Annotated in this window: 14 protein-coding genes; 8 read left to right on the plus strand and 6 right to left on the minus strand. The window is 70.3% G+C overall.

Annotated features, from left to right (window positions below; translation table 11 throughout):
* Positions 1–80: 80 nt before the first annotated feature.
* The 5 genes from HLK59_RS10320 to HLK59_RS10340 are packed head-to-tail and all read left to right on the plus strand — an operon-like array spanning position 81 to position 6,095.
* Positions 81–1,025 carry an ABC transporter permease gene (locus tag HLK59_RS10320; protein ID WP_171141025.1) on the plus strand — a complete coding sequence of 315 codons (945 nt, stop codon included), beginning with the start codon at positions 81–83 and terminating at the stop codon, positions 1,023–1,025.
* Entirely contained in the window at positions 1,022–2,995 is a 1,974-nt protein-coding gene (locus HLK59_RS50910; RefSeq protein WP_171141026.1) for a dipeptide/oligopeptide/nickel ABC transporter permease/ATP-binding protein, read from the plus strand. The genes HLK59_RS10320 and HLK59_RS50910 overlap by 4 nt, the downstream gene beginning before the upstream one ends.
* Positions 2,992–4,005: an ABC transporter ATP-binding protein gene (locus tag HLK59_RS10330; protein ID WP_171141027.1), complete on the plus strand. Its 1,014-nt coding sequence runs from the start codon at positions 2,992–2,994 to the stop codon at positions 4,003–4,005. Before HLK59_RS50910 ends, HLK59_RS10330 begins: the two co-directional genes overlap by 4 nt.
* Positions 4,002–4,898 carry an alpha/beta hydrolase gene (locus HLK59_RS10335; protein WP_171141028.1) on the plus strand — a complete coding sequence of 299 codons (897 nt, stop codon included), beginning with the start codon at positions 4,002–4,004 and terminating at the stop codon, positions 4,896–4,898. Before HLK59_RS10330 ends, HLK59_RS10335 begins: the two co-directional genes overlap by 4 nt.
* A gap of 3 nt (positions 4,899–4,901) precedes the next feature.
* Positions 4,902–6,095 carry a MarR family winged helix-turn-helix transcriptional regulator gene (locus HLK59_RS10340; protein ID WP_171141029.1) on the plus strand — a complete coding sequence of 398 codons (1,194 nt, stop codon included), beginning with the start codon at positions 4,902–4,904 and terminating at the stop codon, positions 6,093–6,095.
* 24 nt (positions 6,096–6,119) lie between these two features.
* Here the strand turns inward: HLK59_RS10340 and HLK59_RS10345 are convergent, their stop codons facing one another.
* The gene (locus tag HLK59_RS10345; RefSeq protein ID WP_171141030.1) at positions 6,120–7,037 is read right to left on the minus strand and encodes a LysR family transcriptional regulator; all 918 of its coding nucleotides are present in this window, start codon (positions 7,035–7,037) and stop codon (positions 6,120–6,122) included.
* A 207-nt stretch (positions 7,038–7,244) separates the two neighbouring features.
* Here HLK59_RS10345 and HLK59_RS10350 point away from each other — a divergent pair, with 207 nt between their 5' ends.
* Positions 7,245–8,156, plus strand: coding sequence for a LysR family transcriptional regulator (locus HLK59_RS10350; RefSeq protein ID WP_171141031.1), 912 nt, complete (start codon positions 7,245–7,247; stop codon positions 8,154–8,156).
* 126 nt (positions 8,157–8,282) lie between these two features.
* Complete coding sequence (locus HLK59_RS10355; protein ID WP_171141032.1) at positions 8,283–9,536, plus strand: pyridoxal phosphate-dependent aminotransferase; 1,254 nt, start codon at positions 8,283–8,285, stop codon at positions 9,534–9,536.
* A 102-nt stretch (positions 9,537–9,638) separates the two neighbouring features.
* Here the strand turns inward: HLK59_RS10355 and HLK59_RS10360 are convergent, their stop codons facing one another.
* Positions 9,639–10,763 carry a hypothetical protein gene (locus tag HLK59_RS10360; RefSeq protein ID WP_171141033.1) on the minus strand — a complete coding sequence of 375 codons (1,125 nt, stop codon included), beginning with the start codon at positions 10,761–10,763 and terminating at the stop codon, positions 9,639–9,641.
* A gap of 534 nt (positions 10,764–11,297) precedes the next feature.
* Between HLK59_RS10360 and HLK59_RS10365 the strand changes: the two genes are divergently transcribed.
* Positions 11,298–14,252 carry a LuxR family transcriptional regulator gene (locus HLK59_RS10365; RefSeq protein ID WP_171141034.1) on the plus strand — a complete coding sequence of 985 codons (2,955 nt, stop codon included), beginning with the start codon at positions 11,298–11,300 and terminating at the stop codon, positions 14,250–14,252.
* Here HLK59_RS10365 and HLK59_RS10370 read toward each other — a convergent pair.
* From HLK59_RS10370 to HLK59_RS10385, 4 genes are all read right to left on the minus strand, one after another.
* A complete protein-coding gene (locus tag HLK59_RS10370) occupies positions 14,231–16,045 on the minus strand; it encodes a ricin-type beta-trefoil lectin domain protein (RefSeq protein ID WP_346779690.1) in 1,815 nt (604 codons plus the stop codon). The two genes, HLK59_RS10365 and HLK59_RS10370, sit on opposite strands and share 22 nt — an antisense overlap.
* 514 nt (positions 16,046–16,559) lie before the next feature.
* Positions 16,560–17,918, minus strand: a complete 1,359-nt coding sequence (locus tag HLK59_RS10375; protein WP_171141036.1) for an MFS transporter — start codon at positions 17,916–17,918, stop codon at positions 16,560–16,562.
* 127 nt (positions 17,919–18,045) lie between these two features.
* Positions 18,046–19,527 carry an NAD-dependent succinate-semialdehyde dehydrogenase gene (locus tag HLK59_RS10380; protein ID WP_171141037.1) on the minus strand — a complete coding sequence of 494 codons (1,482 nt, stop codon included), beginning with the start codon at positions 19,525–19,527 and terminating at the stop codon, positions 18,046–18,048.
* 162 nt (positions 19,528–19,689) lie between these two features.
* Complete coding sequence (locus HLK59_RS10385; RefSeq protein WP_171141038.1) at positions 19,690–20,496, minus strand: IclR family transcriptional regulator; 807 nt, start codon at positions 20,494–20,496, stop codon at positions 19,690–19,692.
* Positions 20,497–20,627: the final 131 nt, after the last annotated feature.

A 20,627-nucleotide genomic window follows, 5' to 3' on the forward strand; every position in this document is an offset into this window, starting at 1 on the left:
TCAGCCCTGAGCCCCTCCCCCCGTCCCCACGGCATGCCTTCCCTCTCCTTCCAGCGCCGTCGGACCATGGAGCCGCCACCATGTGGACATTCATCGCCAAACGTCTCGGGATCGCTCTCCCGACCGTCCTCGTCGTCGCCACCGTCAGCTTCTTCCTCGTCCAGCTGGTGCCGGGTGATCCGGCGGCTTTGATCCTCGGGGACCAGGCCGGCGGCGCGCAGCGTGCCGCTCTGAACCACGAGCTCGGACTGGACCAGCCCCTGTTCACCCAGTACACGTCCTGGCTGGGGCAAGCCGTGCAGGGCGACTTCGGCGATTCCTTCCTCACCGGGCAGCCGGTCTCCCAGGCCCTGGCCCAGGCCGTCCCGGTCACTGTTTCGCTGGCTGTGCTGGCCACCCTCCTCTCGGTGGTCGTGGGCAGCGGCCTGGGCCTGCTCTCAGCGGTGCGACGAGGCGGGACCGCGGACCGGGCCGTCTACGCCGTCTGCACGGTGATCATGGCGATCCCCGGCTACTGGCTGGCCGCGGTACTGGTCCTGCTGCTCGCCGTGCGGGTGCGCCTGTTCCCGACCGGTGACTACGTCGAGCTCTCACAGTCCCCGGGCCAGTGGCTCGGTCACCTGGTACTCCCGGTGCTGGCGCTCGGCGTTCCCTCCGTGGCACGGATCGCCTTCCAGTCCCGGGCCGCCGTCATCGACGTACTCGGACAGCCGTTCGTACGAACGCTGCAGGCCGCGGGCGTGCCACGCCGACGCATCCTGGTGCGGCACGTGCTCCGCAACGCCGCCGTGCCGGTGGTGACGGTGGCCGGGCTGACCTTCCTGTTCCTGCTGGGCGGTGTCGTGATCATCGAGGCGGTGTTCAACCTGCCCGGACTGGGCACGGTGATGCTCCAGGCCGTCAACAACCATGACCTCACCGTGGTCCAGGGCGCCGTCGTGTACTTCAGCGTCCTCGTGACCATGGTGAACCTGGCCGCCGATCTCGCGGTGGGTGCCATCAACCCCAGGGTGCGTGCCGCATGAGCCGCCGCACACCCGGCCCGACCAGGGCCGCGCTCACCAAGGCCGCCCGCCGTCCTCTGGTGCTGGCCGCCGTCACCTGGATGGTCCTCGTCGTCGCAGCCAGCTGCCTCGCGTCCGTCCTGGCGCCCTACGACCCACTGGCACAGGACCTGTCCGCCGCCGCCCAGGGTCCCTCCGGCGCGCACCTCCTCGGCACCGACGAGCTCGGCCGCGACCTGCTCTCCCGGCTGCTGCACGGCGGAGGCACCCTGCTGGCCGCCGCGCTGCTGCCGATCACCGTGGCCTGTGTGCTCGGCGTGGTCTTCGGGCTGCTGGCCGGCTACCTCTCCGGGCTGCCCGACCTGCTGATCACCTTCGTCACGAACATCCTCTTCTCGGTACCCGCCCTGGTCGTGATCCTCGCCGTCGCCATCGTCTCGGGCAACAGTCTGTGGGCCCTGACCCTCACCCTTGGCGTGCTGCTCAGCGGCGGTCTCGTGCGCCTGGTGCGAGCCGGCACCCAGGCCACCCGTGACCTGCTCTACGTGGACGCCGCCCGGATCGCCTCGCTGCCCCGCCGGCGGATCCTGGCCCGGCACATCCTGCCGAGCGTGCTCGCCACACTGATCGTCGAGGCCTTCCTGCTGTACGGCGGCGCCTTCCTCTTTCTGACCTCACTGTCCTTCCTGGGCATCGGCTACTCCCCCGAGTCGCCCAGCTGGGGCCAGATGATCAACGACGCGACCCGGCATCTTCAGGACGCCCCGTGGATGATGGTGCCGTCCGGCCTGGCGGTCGTATGCACTCTCCTCGCCCTCAACTTCATCGGCTCGACGCTGGTCGACGCACTGCCGCGCGCCCAACGGGGAAGTCTTCTGGCCCCTCGCGGCACTCGCCGTGGGCGAAACCGTTCGGGCAGGGACGAGGCCCTCGTCCGGGACAGTGCCGGGGCGGTCGAAGCGGCCCCGGCAGATGTGCCCGAAGACAGCACCGTAGTGCTGCGCACCCGCGGTCTGACCGTGTCGTTCCCCGCTCAGGGCGCGCCCGAGGGTGATCTCGTGACCGTCGTGGACGCCGTCGACCTGACCGTGCGTCGCGGCGAGATCGTGGCCCTGGTCGGTGAGTCCGGCTGCGGCAAGACGATGACGGCACTCGCCCTGCTGCGGCTCACCCCGCCCCCGTGCCGGATCACCGCGGGCAGCGTCGTGCTCGACGGCCGGGATCTGGTCGGGATGGACGAGCAGAAGCTGGAACGACTACGGGGCAGCAGGATCGGCTACATCTCCCAGGAACCCATGGCGGCCCTCGACCCCTGTCTCACCGTGGGCGCCCTGTTGTCCGAGCCCCTGCGGCTGCACAGAGGGCTGTCGAAGGCCGATGCCCGGGTCCGCGCGGCGGAACTGCTGCGCCTGGTCGGCATCCACGAACCCGCCGCGGTGCTCAGACACCGTCCGCACGAACTGTCGGGCGGCATGGCCCAGCGCGTGTGCATCGCGCTCGCCCTCGCCGGCGAGCCGGATCTGCTGATCGCCGACGAACCGACGACCGCCCTCGACGTCACCGTCCAGGCCGAGATCCTCGACCTGCTGCGGTCCCTGCGCGACCGGCTCGGCATGGCCGTCGTTCTCGTCACCCACGACCTGGGCGTGGTGGCCGACCTGTGCGACCGGGCGGTGGTGATGTACGCCGGCCAGATCGTCGAGCGGGGTGCGGTGGAACAGGTACTCACCTCCCCGGCCCACCCCTACACACGCGCGCTGCGCGCCGCTTCTCCCGAGCACGCGGTCCCCGGTACGCCCCTGGTCACGGTCCCGGGAACCGTTCCGTCGCCCGGTGAGTGGCCTGCGGGATGCCGCTTCGCCGACCGCTGTCCGTACGCCACGGAGGCCTGCGTGCCGCGCACTCCTCCGCTCCTCGACCAGCCGGACGAGCGCCAGGTGCGTTGCGTCCGCGTAGCCCAACTGCCCCTGCCGGAAAGGGCCCACCAGTGACCAGTCTGCTGAGCCTCGACGCGCTCGAGGTGACCTTCACCCGACGCGGCCTGCGTCGGACGCCCGTGCGAGCCGTCGACAACGTGACCTTCGACGTGGCTGAAGGCGAGACTGTCGGCCTCATCGGCGAGTCCGGTTCCGGCAAGACCACCATCGGCCGTGCCGTACTGGGGCTGACACCGGCCACCGGCGGACATGTCACGTTCCGGGACGAGGACATCACCCGGCTGCGGGCCGAGGACCGCGCCCGCTTCGCGGGCTCCCTGCAGGCCGTCTTCCAGGATCCCTACAGTTCCCTCAACCCCGCACGCACCGTGGGCCGCAGTGTCGCCGAACCGCTTCAGGCACTCGGCACCCCCGGTGAGCCGGAGCTGACGGCTCGGGTCACCGGCATGCTCAAGCAGGTCTCCCTGCCCTCCGACGCGGTGGACCGCTACCCCCACGTGTTCTCCGGGGGCCAGCGTCAGCGTGTCGGCATCGCCCGCGCCTTCTCCACCAGGCCCGACCTCGTGGTGTGCGACGAGGCGATCAGCGCCCTGGACGTCGTGACCCAGGCCCAGGTGCTCACCCTGCTGCAACGGCTGCGCGCCGACACCGGCGTGGCGCTGCTGTTCATCGCCCACAACCTGCCGCTCGTCGCCTACCTCGCCCAGCGGGTCGTCGTCCTGTACCGCGGCCGGGTCATGGAACGCGGGCCGGCCCAGGACATCCACGAACACCCTCTGCATCCCTACACCAAGGCCCTGACGCTCGCCGTGCCCGGCACCGATCCGGCCGCGCAGCGCGCCCGGCGGGCCGCCCGAGCCGCGACGGTGCGGGAGAACAGTGCCAACGCGGCCCCGCCCCCGTCACAAGGCTGCCCGTTCGCGCCGCGCTGTCCGAACGTCGCCGACGTCTGCCTCAGCCGCCGCCCGGCCGACACCCCGGTCGGAGACCGGGTCCTCGCATGCCACATGTACGACCCGTACTCCGGTCACCCCGAGACGGCCGTCACGAAGGAACCCGCATGAACGCCACCCCCCACGCCCCGCACATCGAGCAGACCGGGCGCATCGGCCACACCGTCTTCAGCATCTGGGAACCGCGGCAGAGGCGGGCCGGCGCGTCCGACGTGCCTGTGGTGCTGCTGCACGGCGCGTCGTCGTCCCGTCGCACATGGTCCCCGCTGCTGCCCGCACTCGCCGGCCGTGACGTCATCGCCGTCGACATCCGCGGGCACGGCGACTCCGGATTCCCCGACGGCCGACGCAACAGGGCAGAGGTGTCGCTCGACGTCGCCGCGGTCCTGGACACCCTGGAGATCGGGCGGGCCGCCTTCCTCGGCGCCTCACTCGGGGCGGCGCTCTCGATCAACCTCGCCGAACAGCGTCCGGACCTGGCGGCCGGGCTGGTCCTGGAGGACCCGCCCCTGCGCGCCGGCACCGAGCCCGCCTCATTCGTCGAGGAGATGCGCGAGCACCTGGCACGCGCGGCCGCGCTCTCGCCGGCCGAGGTCATCGATGACGTCCGCAAGGCGATGCCGCTGGCCAGTGACGACGAGGTACGGATCGTGGCCGAGGACCGGCAGAGGTTCGATGTCCGCTTCACCGAGTACGGCCTCGACTGGTTCCTGCGGCCCTGGCGGGAAGTCTTCGCCGAAGTGGCCTGTCCCATCACCGTGCTGGCCGGCGAACCGGCCCTCGGATCGGTCGTCACGGCGGTGGAGGAGGCGGACTGCCTGCGGCTGCTGAACGCCCCCAGCCGTTTCCTGCGTCTCCCAGGCGCGGGCCACAGCATCCGCCGGGACGTTCCGGCGGCGTACCACGAGGCCGTGCTCGCCGCCCTGGACGACATCGACCGCGCGGAACGCGGCGGTCCGGACGGCTGGCCGGAGGCGGGCTCCGCGGTGCCGGGAAAGGACTGACCGGTGCCCGCTCCTCGTCCCCTTGGTCTGCTCTACCTCATCAAACGAATCGAACTCGGCGTACGGCAAAGGCTGGACAGACTGCTGCGGGAGCGGGACATCACCGTCCCTCAGTACACCGTGCTCAGTGTCCTGCGGGCGGACCCCGGGCTCTCCTCCGCGCAGCTGGCCCGGCGTTCGTTCGTGACCGCGCAGTCCGCGCACTCGCTCGTGCAGTCGCTCGAACGGCGCGGTCTGATCACCCGGTCCCGGCACCCCGACAACCGGCGCGTGCTGCGCATGTATCTGACGGCCGCCGGGACCGACCTGCTCGCCCTCTGCGACGAGCGGGCCACCGCGGTGGAGACCGAACTGCTCACATCGCTGTCCCAGGAGCAGACGAACACGCTGCGAGCGACCCTCCGCCACTGCCTCGGCACCCTGGCCGACCACACCTCCGTCTCCCGGAAAACCCGGAAGACCCGCAGGACACCGACAGAACAGGAACGTGCCATGACCGAGATCCTCGACACCGAACGCGTCGGAACACCCGATCGACAGGAGTCGGCGGCCCTGAAGGCGTTCGCCGCCCGTGAGGTCGAGAACGTCATGAACAAGTACGAGTACATGATGTCCCACGACCAGTTCGCATACGCGTACGAGAACCTCTTCGCCACAAAGGCGGCGGACGTACGGGTCGAGCTGCCGTTCGGCCGCTGGGAGGGCCCGGAGTCCGTACGCCGCTGCATAGTCGGCTATCACTCGTACCTGTGCCTGGACAACGAGGGACGCCCCCGCCCCGGCGTCCTGTTCTACAACGCCAACACCCAGCCGATCATCGAGATCGCCGACGATCTCAAGTCCGCCAAGGGACTGTGGATCTGCCCCGGGTTCAGCGCCAAGGACCAGCCGGACGGCACCTTCACCGCCGGTGCCGGAACCGCCGTGCGCGCCTGCGACTTCCTCTACGACGAAGAGGAGGGCCGCTGGAAGATGTGGCACTACGTCGTCATCGGGCTGACCTCACACCCGTACGACGTGAGTTTCGTCGACAACAAGGTGAACGTACAGAGTTCCGCCGCCCGCCTCTTTCCGGAGGGCACGGAGCCGGACGGCGAACCAGGTCACTCGTGGATGTACTCCACCGAGACGCGGATGGAGTACTTCCCGCTGCTGCCCGAGCCGTACCGCACCTTCACGGAGACCCACAGCTACTGAACCCGCCGCACCCGGGCGGCGGGCTCACCCGGAGTCCTGCTCCGCGAGGCCTTCACCGACATCGCGGAGCACTCCGGTCAGCCACGCGTGCCCCCCGTCCCCCTCGCGTTCGGGGTGCCACCACATGGCCTCGATGAGTTCCGTCGCAGGAAAGGGCGGCTCGTGAACCGCCACCCCGGCGGTGGCCGCCACACGGCGGGCCAGCCGCTCCGGCACCACCGCGACCATCCGTGTGCCGGGCAGGGTGAAGAGCACCGGCAGCCAGCCCGAAACGGTCACCTGCGCCCGGCGCCGGATGCCCAGCTGGTCCAGGAGACGGTCGGCGGGTGTGCCCTGGTCCGAATGACCGACGACCGCCACGGCGTGCGGCAGTTCGGCCAGATCACCGAGGGTCGGGGCACGCCCCGCCAACTCCGGGTTCGCCGGGTCCGTGACACACACCAACCGGTCGCGGAACAGCTCCGCCGACGCACCGGGGAAACCGAAGCCGCGCGGGCCGACCAGCAGGTCCGTGTCCAGCAGTGCCTGGTCCGAGGCGGCATGGGGAGGCATCGGCCCGAACTCCACCCGTACCCGTGGCGCCAGCTCGCGCACGCGGCACAGCAGCGGTCGCTGCAGAACCGTGAGCGCGTAGTCGGACAGAGCGATGTGAAACACCCGGCCGCTCCGCTCGGGGACGAACTCCCCGGACTGCGAGAGCGCCTGTTCGAGCATGCCGACGGTGCCGCGCAGGCCCGGCAGCAGAGTACGGGCGAAGGGGGTCAACCGGTACTCGCGCCCCACCCGCACCAGGAGTTCGTCCTGGTAGTGCCTGCGCAGTCGGCCGAGGGCCGCGCTCATCGCCGGCTGTCCCATGCCCATCCGGGCAGCCGCCCGGGTCACGTTGCTCTCTTCCAGCAACGCCTGGAGCGCTGCCAACAGGTTCAGGTCGAGGTTGGCCACGGTGGGACACGATCACTTTCCGGCTGGTCCCGAAGCCGGGCCGAACGGCCCAGCACAGGACGGAACAGCATGTACGGCCCGCTTCCGGGCAACACGGCATTCTACGGAGGGGCAGGCCGCATGCAATCATCACCTTCCGGGACGCGCAACACTCGGTACGACCCCCGCGCCGACCAGCACTGTTGATCCGGATCGGAGGGGACGCGTGTGACCCGCTCGGGTGGCCCCGACCTGAACCTGCTGGTTCCGCTGCAGGCCATGCTGGAGGAACGCAACCTGACCCGGGCCGGACTCAGGCTCAACACGAGCCAGCCGGCGATGAGCGACATCCTCGCCAAGTTGCGCAGACACTACGGCGACGAACTGCTCCACCGGGTGGGCAGGACCTACGAACTCACCCCGTTCGCCCGGCTCCTGCTCCCACAGGTCAGTGCCGCTCTGGAACGGGCCGGGCGGTTCGCCGCGACCGCGATCGACTTCGATCCGGCGGACAGCAGCCGCACCTTCTCCATCGTGGCCTCCGACTACGCGCTGACCGTCCTGGTCCAGCGGATCCTCCAGCGGCTGGAGGAGGTGGCTCCGGGCGTCCGGGTCGACTTCGAGCCGCTGCCCCACCAGTTCACCGACACCAGCCACCGTGTCCGCGAACGGGACCTGATGGTCGCTCCGCTGGACGCGGGAGTGCCGGGGCGTCACCGGGCCCTGTTCTCCGACCACTTCGTCTGCCTCGCCGACCGCTCCAATCCTCGGCTGCGCGACGGCAGGCTCACGCGTGAGGACCTCGAGGAACTGCCGCACGCCGTGGCGAACATCAGGCAGCAGCCCGAGGAACCCCGCAGCCGGGTCATGGCGGAGCTCGGCCTCGACTGCACTGTGGACGTCGTGTGCCACAGCCATCTTCCGCTGCCCTTCGTGGTCAGTGGCACGGATCTGCTCGCCTTCGTGCCGGAGCGGCTCGCCCGGCGCTGCGATCCGGAGCTGAACCTGGTCGTCGCCGAGGTGCCACTGCCTCCGGTCACCTTCACCGAGGCCGCGCACTGGCATCCGCACCACGTCAACGATCCGGGCCTGCGCTGGCTGATCGGGATCCTCATGGACGCCGGCCGGGCGGTGGGCTGACCCGCCACCGCCAGGGAGGTTCGTGGCGACCCACCGCACAGTGATGCAATTACTATTGCACGCATAACATGCTATGCAATTATTGTTGCTACAGCTGCCGACAGCTCTAGAGGAGAGTGGATCCCGGTGACCATGCACTCGGCGACCCTGGCCATCAACGAGACCGTCCAGGCACGCAGAGCGGCGGGCGAGAAGGTGCTGCACCTCGGCTTCGGCGAGGCCGGACTGCCGGTTCCCGACCACGTCGCCGACGTCCTGGCGAGGGCGGCGGGGCACAACAGCTACGGCTCCGTCGTGGGCTCGTACGAGGTGCGCGAGGCCGCGGCGGGCTGGTTCGGCCGCAGGGGCCTGCCGACCGACGCCGGCCAGGTGCTGTTCGCCCCCGGCAGCAAGGCGCTGCTGTTCGCGCTGCTGGCGGCGCTGCCCGGCGATCTGGTGCTGCCCTGCCCGGCCTGGGTGAGCTACGCCGCCCAGGCGGCGATCGTGAACAAGCACGTCATCGACGTGCCCATCCCGGCCGAGTCCGGCGGCATTCCCGACCCCGCGCTCCTCGAACAGGCCCTCGTCCGCGCCCGGTCCGAAGGGGCGACTCCCGGGGTGCTCCTGCTGACGGTGCCGGACAACCCCACCGGCACCGTCGCCCGCGCGGAACACCTCCGCGAGGTCTGCGCCATCGCGGAGCGGCACGGCCTCACGGTCGTTTCCGACGAGATCTACGCCGAGCTGTGCCACGACGGCCGAGCCGCACCGAGCGCGACCTCGTACCTGCCCGAGCACACCGTGGTCACCAGCGGCCTGAGCAAGTCGATGGCCCTGGGCGGCTGGCGGATCGGCTTCGCTCGGGTGCCGGACAACCCCTGGGGCGCCGCGCTGATGCGCGACCTGACCGGGATCGCCAGCGAGGTGTGGTCGAGTCTGGCCGCCCCGATGCAGGTGGCGGCCGCGTATGTGCTCGGCGACCCCGTGGAGGTGACGGACCATGTCAGCGCCGCGCGCCGTCTCCATTCGGCAGTGGCCCACGCCGTGCACGGCGAGTTCGTCCAGGCCGGCGCTGTCTGCCGTGTCCCCCAGGCCGGCTTCTATCTCTACCCCGACTTCGAGCCGGTGCGCGCCGAGCTGAGCCGCCAGGGCATCACCTCTGGCGCGCAGTTGGCCTCCGCCCTTCTGGCGCGGCACGGCGTGGGCGTACTGGCCGGCGAGGCCTTCGGCGACGAGGTCAGCGGTCTGCGTGCGCGCGTCGCCACCAGCCTGCTGTACGGCGAGTCGACCGAGGAGCGCTGGACGGCCCTGCACAGCGAGGACCCGGCGTCCCTGCCGTGGATCTCCGCGTCTTTGGACCATCTGCGCGAAGCCCTGACCGGCCTCACCCTCCGGGGCTGACGGCAGGAACACCGGCGACGGACGGGACAGCGATCAGGCTGCCGCGCTTCCCCTCGCCTGCGCCGCACACGGAATCGCGTCCGCCACCCGACATCCGGGCGCTCAGCACTCACCGGCCCCAAGGCCGCACAGCGCGTGAGCCGCCAGAGCGCTGCTCAGCGCGGTGAGCCCGAGGGAACCGTTCACCAGTTCCTGACCCGTGAGTACCTCGATGCGGAGGCATCGCTGGTCGACGACGCCGGGGCGGAGGTTGAGGCGGTGCCCCGCCTTCACGCGGTCGCCGTGCGCGGCGATCACCGCCGTGAGTGTCTGGAGCAGCGCCGGCCGGGACAGAACCGGTCCGATCATGCCGAGGAGGCGGGTCGCGACCGACGGCGTCGTCACCGCCGTGTACTCGACCAGCATGTCGCGCAACCGGTACACGCCCGGGTCGTAGAGGGCGGCGGCGAGGTCGAGGAGGACGTCGGCCCGCTCCCGGCACGCCGTCATCTCGGACACGTCCCCCTGCTCCACCACCAGCCACCCGCCACCGAGTTCGGCATGCACCCGCTCCGCGATCGCCGAAGCGGCCGACGGCTCGCATCCCGGAATGATCACATAGCCGCCGCCTCGGCCCAGCAGGCACAGAGTCCTCAGGCCGCCGTGCCGGTAGAAGGCCTCCTCCGCGCTCGCCGCCCCGACCCCGGACAGACGTACCGCGACCAGCACGTGCGCCTCGGCGACGACATGCACCAACGACCCGTCCGAACGACCGCTGCCGAGCAGCGTCTTCATCACCTCGTGCTCCGCACGCGGTTGCGGCCCAGCAGCCGTCGCGCTGTCCCGGGCCCGCTCGTACTCGAACACGACCGCGGCAATGATCATCGACCCCAGGACCGCCGCACGCCGGGCGCAGTCGTCGACCGCCGCGCTGCCGAGCCGGGCGCCCTTCAGCACTTCGCTGAGGACGTCGTCCGTCGCCTCGTACAGCGAGTCGAGGAGGGGAGCGAGATCGGACTCGCGGCGGGCCCACTGGCGTGCCACCCACTGCGATGTGCGCAACGCTCTGAACTCCCAGTCGTTCCCGTCCTCGAACGCGTCGAAGTACACGGGAAGGAACTCTGTGCTGAGCACCCGCCGCAGTCCCTCCCGCTGCGTCGGCAGCCCCCCGGCAGGCATCCGGATCGAGTTGAGCCGAGCGGCCGCACGTCTCGGCCCGAACTGGTCGCGAGGCGGCTGAGTCGGCATGTCTCCTCCAACGGTTACCGGACCGTGCAAACAACCGTCGCGTGGAGTACGGGAGTTGCTGGGCGACGGACGGTACGGCCCCCACTCCGGACGGCCAACCGCCCGGCCGTGCAGCACGGGCGCCGAAAGCATGACACCGGCGTCCCGGGTCCCGCGTCACGGCAAACCCTCAACTGTTCGGGCGTTCGTGGGTAAAGACATCGCTACGGCTCCGTCGTGGAGCGAACCGCGTCCCACACCTCGTGAGCCGGTCGTAAGGGATTCCCCTCATGACCGGCAGCGCCCGGCAGGCGCGTGAGCCGCGGGCGCGACAACGGTGTCCCGTGTCACATCAGCGGATGTATCGCCCGGGACCTGACCGGACAGCGGAGCTGATCGGATATGTTTGCGACGCGGCCAGTGCCGTAATCCGGCCGCCGGGAACAGACAGCGGTGGACCGAATCGGTCTGGTTGCGCCATCACAGCGACAACGCTGAGCGGGTGGCCCCCCTCAGCACCCGTTCCCTCACCGGCACGACAGGCAGAGATACGGCATGCGAAGCGTCCCGGACCCTCGCGACGAATCCGCAATCGTCGACAAGGCTTTCGCCCTCCTGCGGGCAGGTCGTGGGACCGGGCTGCTGATCACGGGTGCTCCGGGAGCCGGGCGTTCGACGTTCGTCGCGAACCTCAGAGACCGCGCCCGTGGCATAGCGGCCTGCGCCTGGATAGCCCCCGTCGACGGTGCCTTCCCCACCTGGCTCCAAGGATGGCGGAGCGTGGCCTCGCAGTTGGCCGCGGAAAGGCCCGCGGGTCCCGCGGGCGAGCTCGCCGCATGGATGGCGGCGCAGCACACGGTGGCCGACCGTCAGCTCGTCGAACGAGTCGCCACCGCCTTGGAGATGGAGGCCGCGGCAGGGCCCATCGCCCTGTTCCTCGATGACGCCCACCGGGCCGAGGCCGTGTCCGCGTGCCTCGTGGACCGGCTGCTGGACGCCGCCGAGCGCTCCCCCGTACTGGTGGGCATCTCCGTGGAGATGCCCACCGAGGACACCGGGACGCCCGCGTGGTACCGGTGGCGCGGCCACCCGCAGACCTCTGTGGTCGAGTTGAGCCCCCTCGGGGACTCCGACATCCAGACGCTCGTCCGGCGGACCGCGCCCACGGCGCTGTCGCCGGACACCGAACGTGAGATCGTCCGAGTGGCTCGGGGCAATCCCCGGCTGGCCCGTGAACTGGCCGCGCGCGAAGCACTGGCGCAGAACTCGACACGGGCCCCTGCCACCGGGCATCCGCCGACGGACGGCCTGGCGCGCCGGATGGTCATCGCATGCGAGCACGGAGGTGTTCTCGCCACACTCGCCGCCGCCGGGCGCGACATCTCACGGTCATTGCTGGCCCGGGCCGTGGTGCACTCGGCGGAGACCGTGTCCGAGGTGCTCGACCGAGCGGTCGCAGCCGGGATCGTCACTGTCCGGGGCGGTCCGGACCGGCCTTCGGCGCGGTTCAGTCACTCCATGTTCGCTGAAGTGGCCCTGGCGCTGCCCAGCCCAGAGCGCCTGGTGCGGGTACGTGCCTCTCTGGTCCAGGCCCTGACCGAGGCGGATCCGAACGACCTGGCGGACTGGACACCACCGGAAATCGCCTCCCACTTCATCGGCGTCCGGGATCTCTCGGCAACCGCGGTCTCCTGGTCTCTGCGGGCCGCGCTGTGGTGCGAGTCCGAGAGGCGCCCTCAGGAGGCGGTCGACTTCGCCGCGTACGGCCTTCTGTGCGGGCCCGGCCACATCGAACGGTACTGGCTGCTCAGGGTGCTCGGCCGGTGCGCGGACCGCACCGGGGATCACCTGACAGCCACCCGGACCCTCTCCGAAGCCGTGGGCACGGCGCGGGCCATGGCCAACGACGACCTGTTCGCCGAGGCCGTGGCGGACCTCGCCGCCGCCACCCGGGTTCCGGAACTGGCGGACCGGTCCTTCACGGACCTGGTCCCCCTGCTCCGCGCGGCGATGAACGCCTGTTCCACGGAGAGTCCGGCGACAGCGGCTCGCCTGCGAGCCCTGACGGCGGAAACATCCCATTTCGACGACTTCCCGTCCGCCCTCGCGCTCGCCGACGATGCGGCCCGCACGGTACTGGAACACCAGGAGGTATCCCGCCCCGTGGCGGCGCATGTCCTGGCGACCGGCGCGATGATCCACAGCCGTCCGCAGGGATGGGACCGAGCGCTGCTGCTCGCGGGCGAGGCACCGGATGCCGACTCGGCACCGGCGCTCAGGCGGATGATCCCCGCCTCGACCGCCCTCTGCCTCGCCCGCGGTGACGCCGACGAGCTGGCGGCTCTGGAAGCCAAGTTCGCGGCCCTGCTCGAGTCGGTCCCCGACGTCCGGGCCGGTGGCGAGCTGGAACTGTTGCGGGCCACCCGTGCCCTGCTGTCCGGCAAGCAGGACGCGTTGGTGCGGGCGCTGCGCGCGCTGCCCCCGGCCCTCTCCGAGCAGGAGCGCATCATGCCCGCGGCCATGGTGATGACCTGGACCGCCCACACCGGCCGCCCTCTGGACATCGACCCGTCGTCCGTCCGCGCTCCCGAGGACCTGGCCACGCCGCTCGCGACATTGTGGGCGAGTACCGAAGCGGTGCTGGCGGCGTCGGCGGGTGACCCGGACGCGATGCGCGGGATGAGCGCCCTCTGCGCGGCCTTCCGTCGAGCCGGGCCGCCCGGGCAGGGCCCCACGTGGTCCCACGAGATGGCGGTACGTGCCCAGGCCGCCTCCTTGGCCGGCGACACGGCACTGTGCCGAAGCGTGTGCGACGCCCTGAGCGCCTACAACGACGAGTTCGCCGTGTTCTCCTCGTACCTCCCTATCGCCCCGGTCGGCTGGCTCGTCGCCGAACCGCTGCGGCATCTCGGGGATTTCCCGGCTGCCTACGACGCCAACGTGAAGGCTGAGCAGGTGAGTCGCAGGCTCGGTGCCCGCTGGTGGATCGCCCGGTGCCTCCTCCAGCGGGCCCGTCTGTTCGTCGGCCACGAACCGGACGTCTTGGACGGCAAGGGCTCGGCCGTCGTGCACGGCGCGCTCGACGAGGCGCTTCAGATCGCGCGCGATCTCGACTCCGCCCGGCTGTTCGAGGAGGCCACACGGCTGCGGTCGCGCATCGGCATGGCCGGCGAGAGCGAGGGACTCCTCACCCTGGCGGCGCACGGACAGCGGTACCGAACGGTCGACGTCCCGGCCACCACGTCGACGTCCCAGGCATCCGACCCGGATCGCCTGACCACCCGCGAACTGGACGTGTTCCGCCTCGCTGCGACCGGCATGCGGAACCGGGACATCGCCGCGACTCTGCATCTCAGTGTGTCGACCGTCGAGCGCCACTGCACGAGCGTCTACCGGAAGCTGGACGTGCGGAACAGGGCTCAGGCGCTCGGAATCCTGGTGGGTTGGGGGGACCTACCCGGGACACCCGAGAGGAGTGCGGGGGCCGGTCACCGGCGGCCGCCTCCGTGATGGCCTCCGCGTCCGTCTCCGTCGCCGTACCCTCCGTCGCTGTCGCATTCGTAGTACGACGAGCAGACGGTTGCCGCAGGGGCCGATGCGGAGTTGCTTGGCGCCGGAGAGGTCGGGGTCACGGAGACCGTGGGTTCCGGAGACGTTGTCGGTGACGGCGTCTTGGACGGACTCAGGGAAGCTCGGGCTTCGCCGTCAGCGCCCCAGCTGAGAGATCTCAGCTCCAGGGAGGGCTGAGACGCGTCGAGGGTCCAGCGCTGCGTGTCACCACCGTCCCTCGTCTTGAGGACCAGATCCGACTTGCCCTCGGCGGCGACGGGCGCGAGAGCCAGTTTCGAGTTCCAGCGGGGCAGCACTGTGCCTTCAAGGGTGAAGTCGTAGCGCACCGCCTTGGCCTTGCGATCGGTGACGCCCGTGCAGGGTGCCAGTCGGATCGAGTACTTGAGGCTGGAGTCGAGGCAGAGGTCGGGATCGGCCAGGTTGCGCATCAACCCGTCGAACTCGTACGACCATTGCTGGCTCGCCTCGGAAGAGCAGTCGGTCAACCCGACCTCGGTGCCCGCCACCGGCTCCTTGCCCTTGATGCCGACACAGAGCCCGCTCTCCATGTTGCGCAACCTGCCCACGAGGGCGCCCGAAGAATCGCCACCACCGATCCCGGACGGTTGCTCTCCCGGTCCCGGGCTTGAGTCGATCGCGGACTCGTCAGAGGGCTCCGTACCGCTCTCGACCGTCCGGTCGGTGTCGGACAGGACCGACCACAGGACGACGGTGCTCAGCGTGAGAGCACTCACCATCAACACCCCCAGGGCCAGATTCCGGCGCCGTCGACGGTCCCGTTGGGCCTGACGTGTCACTGCCCGCGAGGTCGTGTTCCGGTCGTCGGTCGGCGCCGGGTCCGGAGCCCGCTCGGCGGGGTATGTGACGGCCGTTGCGGCCGGCTCCTGCTCGACGACGTCCCCGCGCCGTCTCGGCCGGCCCTCCAGATACTCGCGTGCGCCCCACCCGAGTACCGCTTCGGCCAGAGGAAGCCCGAGGGAACCGTTGAACCGCTCCAGTTCGTGGGCTGCGAGGCGGCAGTACGCACAGCGTGCCAAGTGAGACCGCAGATCGGGATCGATGTCGACTCCGCCGCGCCGGAAGGTGACGTCGAGCATTCGGTTGTAGCGTCGGCACTCCTCCGCGGAAGCGGACTCACGGTGTGCCGTGACACAGCCGCCCCGCAGCTGCTCCCGAGCCCGGTCAAGCTCGACACGCGCCTCTTCCATGTCCATGCCGAGCAGTTCGGCAGGTATCTCCAGCGGCTCGGCATCGACCTCCGTGTGCCACAGCAGACAGCGGCCAGGTTCTGGTAGCTGCCGGAACGCCCGTGCCAGCAAACGCCGTTGGTCCAGGGGAAGCAGCCGCGCCGCGGCACGACTGCGGCCGTCGCTATGCGAGAGCAAGTCTGGGTGGAGCATCTTCCGCCTGTGATCGCCATCCCATTCGGCGGCGATCCGGCGTACCGCGACGAGAAGTTGCGGCCTCCAGGCCTCAGTGGGACCGGCCTGCCGCAACGATTCCCCGAACAGCCTCGTAAAGGCTGCCGAGGTGAGTATTCCTGCCGCCCGTGTGCCACTGGCACACAGGCACGCATAGGCGAACACCGCTTCCCAGTGCCGATCCAACAGTTCACCAACGGGATAGTGGCCGGGCCTCTTTGTCGAGCACTTCTTCAGTTCGGCTGCGAGTTGCTCATCTGCGACACCGAACAAGTGCACGAGAGTGGGGGGTGACAGGGCCGCGTCATCCACGTTCGAATTCCTCTCACGACAACGCAGTAATTGGTCCACACCAAGCGGCATGCAACTCCCGCAGGCTCGCCGAGGTGGCCGCGAGCTGCGGATCCCTCGACCGCTCTTTCGGAACGCGGCGGCCGACCGGCTCGCCGGCACGCACAGTAGAGGGACAGGAGTTTGATTGCAGGCCAACAGGCACACCTTTACACGTGCCATCGAACCCGAACAAGCAGTATTGGCATCTTGCTCGTTCCGTTATCACCACGGAGATTGACGACGTATCAGGGAAACTGACAACCCGGATTCCTGGTTCTCGAGACAAGGATTCCACAACGACTTCAAACGTGAACTCGGCTCACGTTAGCGGCGATTGACACCCGCATTTCAGAGCAGTAGGTGCCGCAATCCACGCGCCAAACGGTGCCGCGGCACCCCTTTCAGTCCCGTCGGCACCTTGGCATATCCAGGCTCCCCGCAAAGCTGAGCGCTCTCGCGCCTCTCCGCCGAGGCGCGGGGAAGCCTCACAGGATCACCCTCGTGAGGCGCGCGCCGCCCTCGCCAGGTCCATGTCCGTCGTCTCCGGTGCGAGCCACTGCGACACCAGGCCGCCCAGGGCTAGCACACCGGCACCGATCAGGAGCACGAACTCCGCGCCGAAACGGTCCAGGCCCATCGGCAGCAGGAAGGTGCCGATCGCCGCTCCGATCCGGCTCATCGCCGTCGCGAAGCCGACGCCGGTGGTGCGCAGGGAGGTGGGGAAGACCTCCAGCGGGTAGATCGCGGTCAGGGCGCTGGAGGCCGCGTTCAGGAAGATGAAGAACAGGAAGCCGCCCACGATGACGGGCGTGGAGGACGGCCACGCCGCGACCAGGGCGAGACAGCCCGCCGTGATCCAGAAGGGCGGGATCAGCAGTTTGCGGCGTCCGATGCGGTCCACGACCAGGCAGCCCACGGTCACGCCCGCCACCGCGGTGAAGGAGTAGACGAGGAGGGCCGCGACCGCGTTGTCGCCCATGTTCAGCGCCTCGAACACCTGGGTCCAGAAGGTGCCGATCGCGAAGTACGGCAGCACCAGCGCGGCCCAGAAGACACTGGCGAACACAGTGCTGCGCAGATGCTTACGGCTGAACAGGGCACGGAAGCCCTCACGGTGGCTCTCCCGGCGCTCGTCCAGCTCGGCGTCGATGTCGACCTCGATGCCGTACTTGGCGATCAGCGCCTCCGCCTCCTCCCGGCGGCCACGGCTCAGCAGCCAGCGCGCCGACTCCGGAACCCCGCCGCGCAGGGCCACACAGACCACGGCGATCACGGCACTGCTGGCCAGCGACCAGCGCCAGCCGCCGTCGACGTCCGCGAACAGGGCGCCGACCACGGTGGCGACCGCGTAGCCGACGTACCAGCTGATCTCCAGGCTGGCCAGCAGACGGCCACGGCCCTTGCGGGGCGCGTACTCGGACAGCAGCGGGGCGCCGATCGCGTACTCGCCGCCGATGGCCACGCCCATCACCAGGCGGATGAGGAAGAGTTGCAGGCCGTCCGCGACGAAGAACTGGAGCACCGAGCCGATCAGGAAGATCAGCATGTCGAGGAGGAAGACCGGGCGCCGCCCGTAGCGGTCGGCGAGGCGTCCGAAGATCGGGCCTCCGAAGAAGATGCCGATCAACGGTGAGGCGCCGACGAGTCCCTCCATGAGGGTGGAGAGGTGCAGGTCGGTGGTGAGCGCGGCCATGGCCATGCCGATGCCGCCGATGATGTAGCCGTCGATGCCCTGGCCTATCTGAGTGGCCAGCTTCAGTTTGGTGTGCAGTCGGCGGCGATCACGCTCGCGGGCCGCGTCGGCGGTGGGTGAAGTGCCGGTCGGATCCTGGGTCGCAGGCGTCGTTGCCATGTGCGGTCCTTGTCTTTCGGTGTCCGGACAGGGCGGGGCGGTGCCCCGGCCCGCGTCGGAACAGAGCGGGGAAAGAGCTCAAGGGGAGAGGAGGGGACGGGGTGATGGGGACGGGGACGGGTCGTGCTCAGAGCGCCGTCGGCCAGTCCAGGGCGATGTACTGCGTCTCCAGGAAGGCCTCGATGCCTTCGCGACCGCCCTCCCGGCCGAGGCCGGACTGCTTGACGCCGCCGAACGGCGCGGCCGGGTCGGACAGCAGGCCGCGGTTGAGGCCGACCATGCCCGCCTCCAGCCGTTCGGCGATGCGCAGGGCACGGGCCACGTCGCGGGAGTAGACGTACGAGGCGAGGCCGTGGCTGGTCGCGTTGGCGCGGGTCAGCATCTCGTCCTCGTCGGTGAAGGTGGTCAGCGGCGCCACCGGGCCGAAGACCTCCTCGTGCAGGATGCGGGCGTCGTCGGGTACGCCGGTGAGGACGGTCGCGGGGTGGTAGTACCCCGGTCCGTCGGGCACCGTGCCGCGAGCCGCGATGCTCGCACCGCGTGCCACGGCGTCGTCGACGAGGGAGCGGATCTTGTCGACGGCGGCCCGGTTGATCATCGGCCCGAGGGTGACGCCCTCCTCCAGGCCCGGGCCGGTACGTACGGCGGCCATCGCGGCGCCCAGTTTCGCGGTGAACTCCGCGGCGACGGAGGTGTGGACGTAGAAGCGGTTGGCGGCGATGCACACCTCGCCGCCGCCGCGCATCTTGGCGTCCATCGCGCCGTGCACGGCGGCGTCGACGTCGGCGTCCTCGCACACGACGAAGGGGGCGTTGCCGCCGAGTTCCATGGTCACGTTGACGACGTTGGCGGCGGCCTGGGCGAGCAGGATCCTGCCGGTGGCGGTGGAGCCGGTGAAGGAGAACTTGCGGACCCGCTCGTCGCCGAGCCAGACGCCGACGACCTCCGGGGCGCGGTCGGTCGGCAGGACGTTCAGCAGTCCGTCCGGCAGGCCCGCCCTGGTGAGCAGCGCGGCGACCGCGAGGGCGGTGAGCGGGGTTTCCGGCGCGGGCTTGAGAAGGACGGGGCACCCGGCGGCGAGTGCCGGCGCGATCTTCCGCGCGGCCATGGCGGCCGGGAAGTTCCACGGCGTGACGAAGGCGGTGACGCCGACCGGGTGCTTGCGTACGACATGGCGATAGCCGCCGGCCGGGGCGTCGCCGAAGGAGGAGCCGACGCGTACGGCCTCCTCGGCGAACCAGCGGAAGAACTCGGCGGCGTAGCCGACCTCGGCCGCCGCGTCCCGGTAGGCCTTGCCGTTCTCCAGGACGATGAGGCGGGCAAGGGTGTCGGTGTGCTCCCGCATCAGGGTGAAGGCGCCGTGCAGGATCTCCGAGCGGCGCCGGGTCGGCGTCGCACGCCACTCCTCGGCCGCCGCCCGGGCGGCCTCGATCGCGGCGAGCGCGTCGCGCGGGCCGGCCGCGGACACCTCGCGGACCAGTTCGCCGGTGGCCGGGTCGTGCACCGGGTACGTCCGGCGGTCCGTGGCCGCCTGCCAGCGGCCACCCACGAACACATCACCGTCGGCGAGCGGGGCCTTGGCGAGCGTGTCGATGCCGACGAAGGTCATGGGCTGCTCTTTTCTCCGTTCCGGACGGGGACTCGTCCGATGCGCGGTGAATTTACGAGCGGCTCACACCGTCGACAAGAGCACTCCGGCGGATCGCAATGGTGGTTGCTGTCAGGGCAACTCGGCGATCATGCGCGGAGGTGTCGGCGACTGCCCCGGTCGTCAGGTGAGGCGTGTTCTGGGCCAGGCCGTGCGCCGTGGCTCCCAGCCGAGGAGCGCCGAGACCCGTGCCGCGGCGACGGCTGTGGTGCGGCCCGCCCGGTCGAGGCGCTCGCCGAGCCGCTCCTTCGGCGCCGAGATGTTGATCGCGGCGACCACCCGGCCGCGGAAGTCGCGGATCGGCGCCGACACACCGACCAGGTCGGGTTCGAACTCCTCGGTCACGCGCGCGTAGCCGGCCTTCCCTGCCGTCTGGATCAGCGCCCAGAGTTCGGGGACCGGCATCTCGCCGGTGGTGCCGAAGCGGACGTACAGCTCGTCGGGTGTGGCGTCGGACAGCAGTACCCGGCCGGCCGAGGTCTGCCAGGCGGGCACGCCTCGTCCCTCCCAGCCGTGCACACGGAAGGAGTGTCCGGACACCGACAGCAGCGTCAGTACCTCACGGTCGCTGAGCACGCACAGGTGGCTGGTCTCCTCCAGTTCCGCCGACAGGGCGTGCATGACCGGCTCGGCCATGCGCACGAGGCGGTTCTCCGAGGTGCGGGCCACCAGGGAGAAGAGGCGCCAGCCCAGCCGGTACTCCAGCGTGTCCGGATCGCGTTCGACGATGCCCTCGGCGGCCAGGGCCTTCAGCGCCCGCGAGATCTGGGTCTTCTCCCGTCCGACGAGCTGCGCGAGGCGTACGACGCCCAGTCCGCCGGCGTTCTGCGCCTCGTCCGAGGCGAGGGCCTCCAGCAGATCGATGTCACGCCGCAGACCGTGGCCGCGCGGAGCGGCGGAAGGGTTGGGGGTGTCCGTCACAGGCGTCATCCTAGGCCCGTCCCCAACGAAGGAACCCCAGGTCAGCGTGGGAGTTGTCAGCAGAGCAACCGACGTTTCGATTCACGTCATCGCCTTGCGACGGCGTGGCGACAGACCTAGATTCGCCGCATCGGGCCGGA

This window comes from Streptomyces sp. S3(2020), from assembly GCF_013044505.1.
Classification (GTDB): domain Bacteria; phylum Actinomycetota; class Actinomycetes; order Streptomycetales; family Streptomycetaceae; genus Streptomyces.

Excerpts from the sequence above, each read along its gene's own strand:
- HLK59_RS10320 (WP_171141025.1), top strand. The coding sequence starts at position 81 with ATGTGGACATTCATCGCCAAACGTCTCGGGATCGCTCTCCCGACCGTC.
- HLK59_RS50910 (WP_171141026.1), top strand. The coding sequence starts at position 1,022 with ATGAGCCGCCGCACACCCGGCCCGACCAGGGCCGCGCTCACCAAGGCC.
- HLK59_RS10335 (WP_171141028.1), top strand. The coding sequence starts at position 4,002 with ATGAACGCCACCCCCCACGCCCCGCACATCGAGCAGACCGGGCGCATC.
- HLK59_RS10360 (WP_171141033.1), bottom strand. The coding sequence starts at position 10,763 with ATGCCGACTCAGCCGCCTCGCGACCAGTTCGGGCCGAGACGTGCGGCC.
- HLK59_RS10365 (WP_171141034.1), top strand. The coding sequence starts at position 11,298 with ATGCGAAGCGTCCCGGACCCTCGCGACGAATCCGCAATCGTCGACAAG.
- HLK59_RS10375 (WP_171141036.1), bottom strand. The coding sequence starts at position 17,918 with ATGGCAACGACGCCTGCGACCCAGGATCCGACCGGCACTTCACCCACC.
- HLK59_RS10380 (WP_171141037.1), bottom strand. The coding sequence starts at position 19,527 with ATGACCTTCGTCGGCATCGACACGCTCGCCAAGGCCCCGCTCGCCGAC.
- HLK59_RS10385 (WP_171141038.1), bottom strand. The coding sequence starts at position 20,496 with ATGACGCCTGTGACGGACACCCCCAACCCTTCCGCCGCTCCGCGCGGC.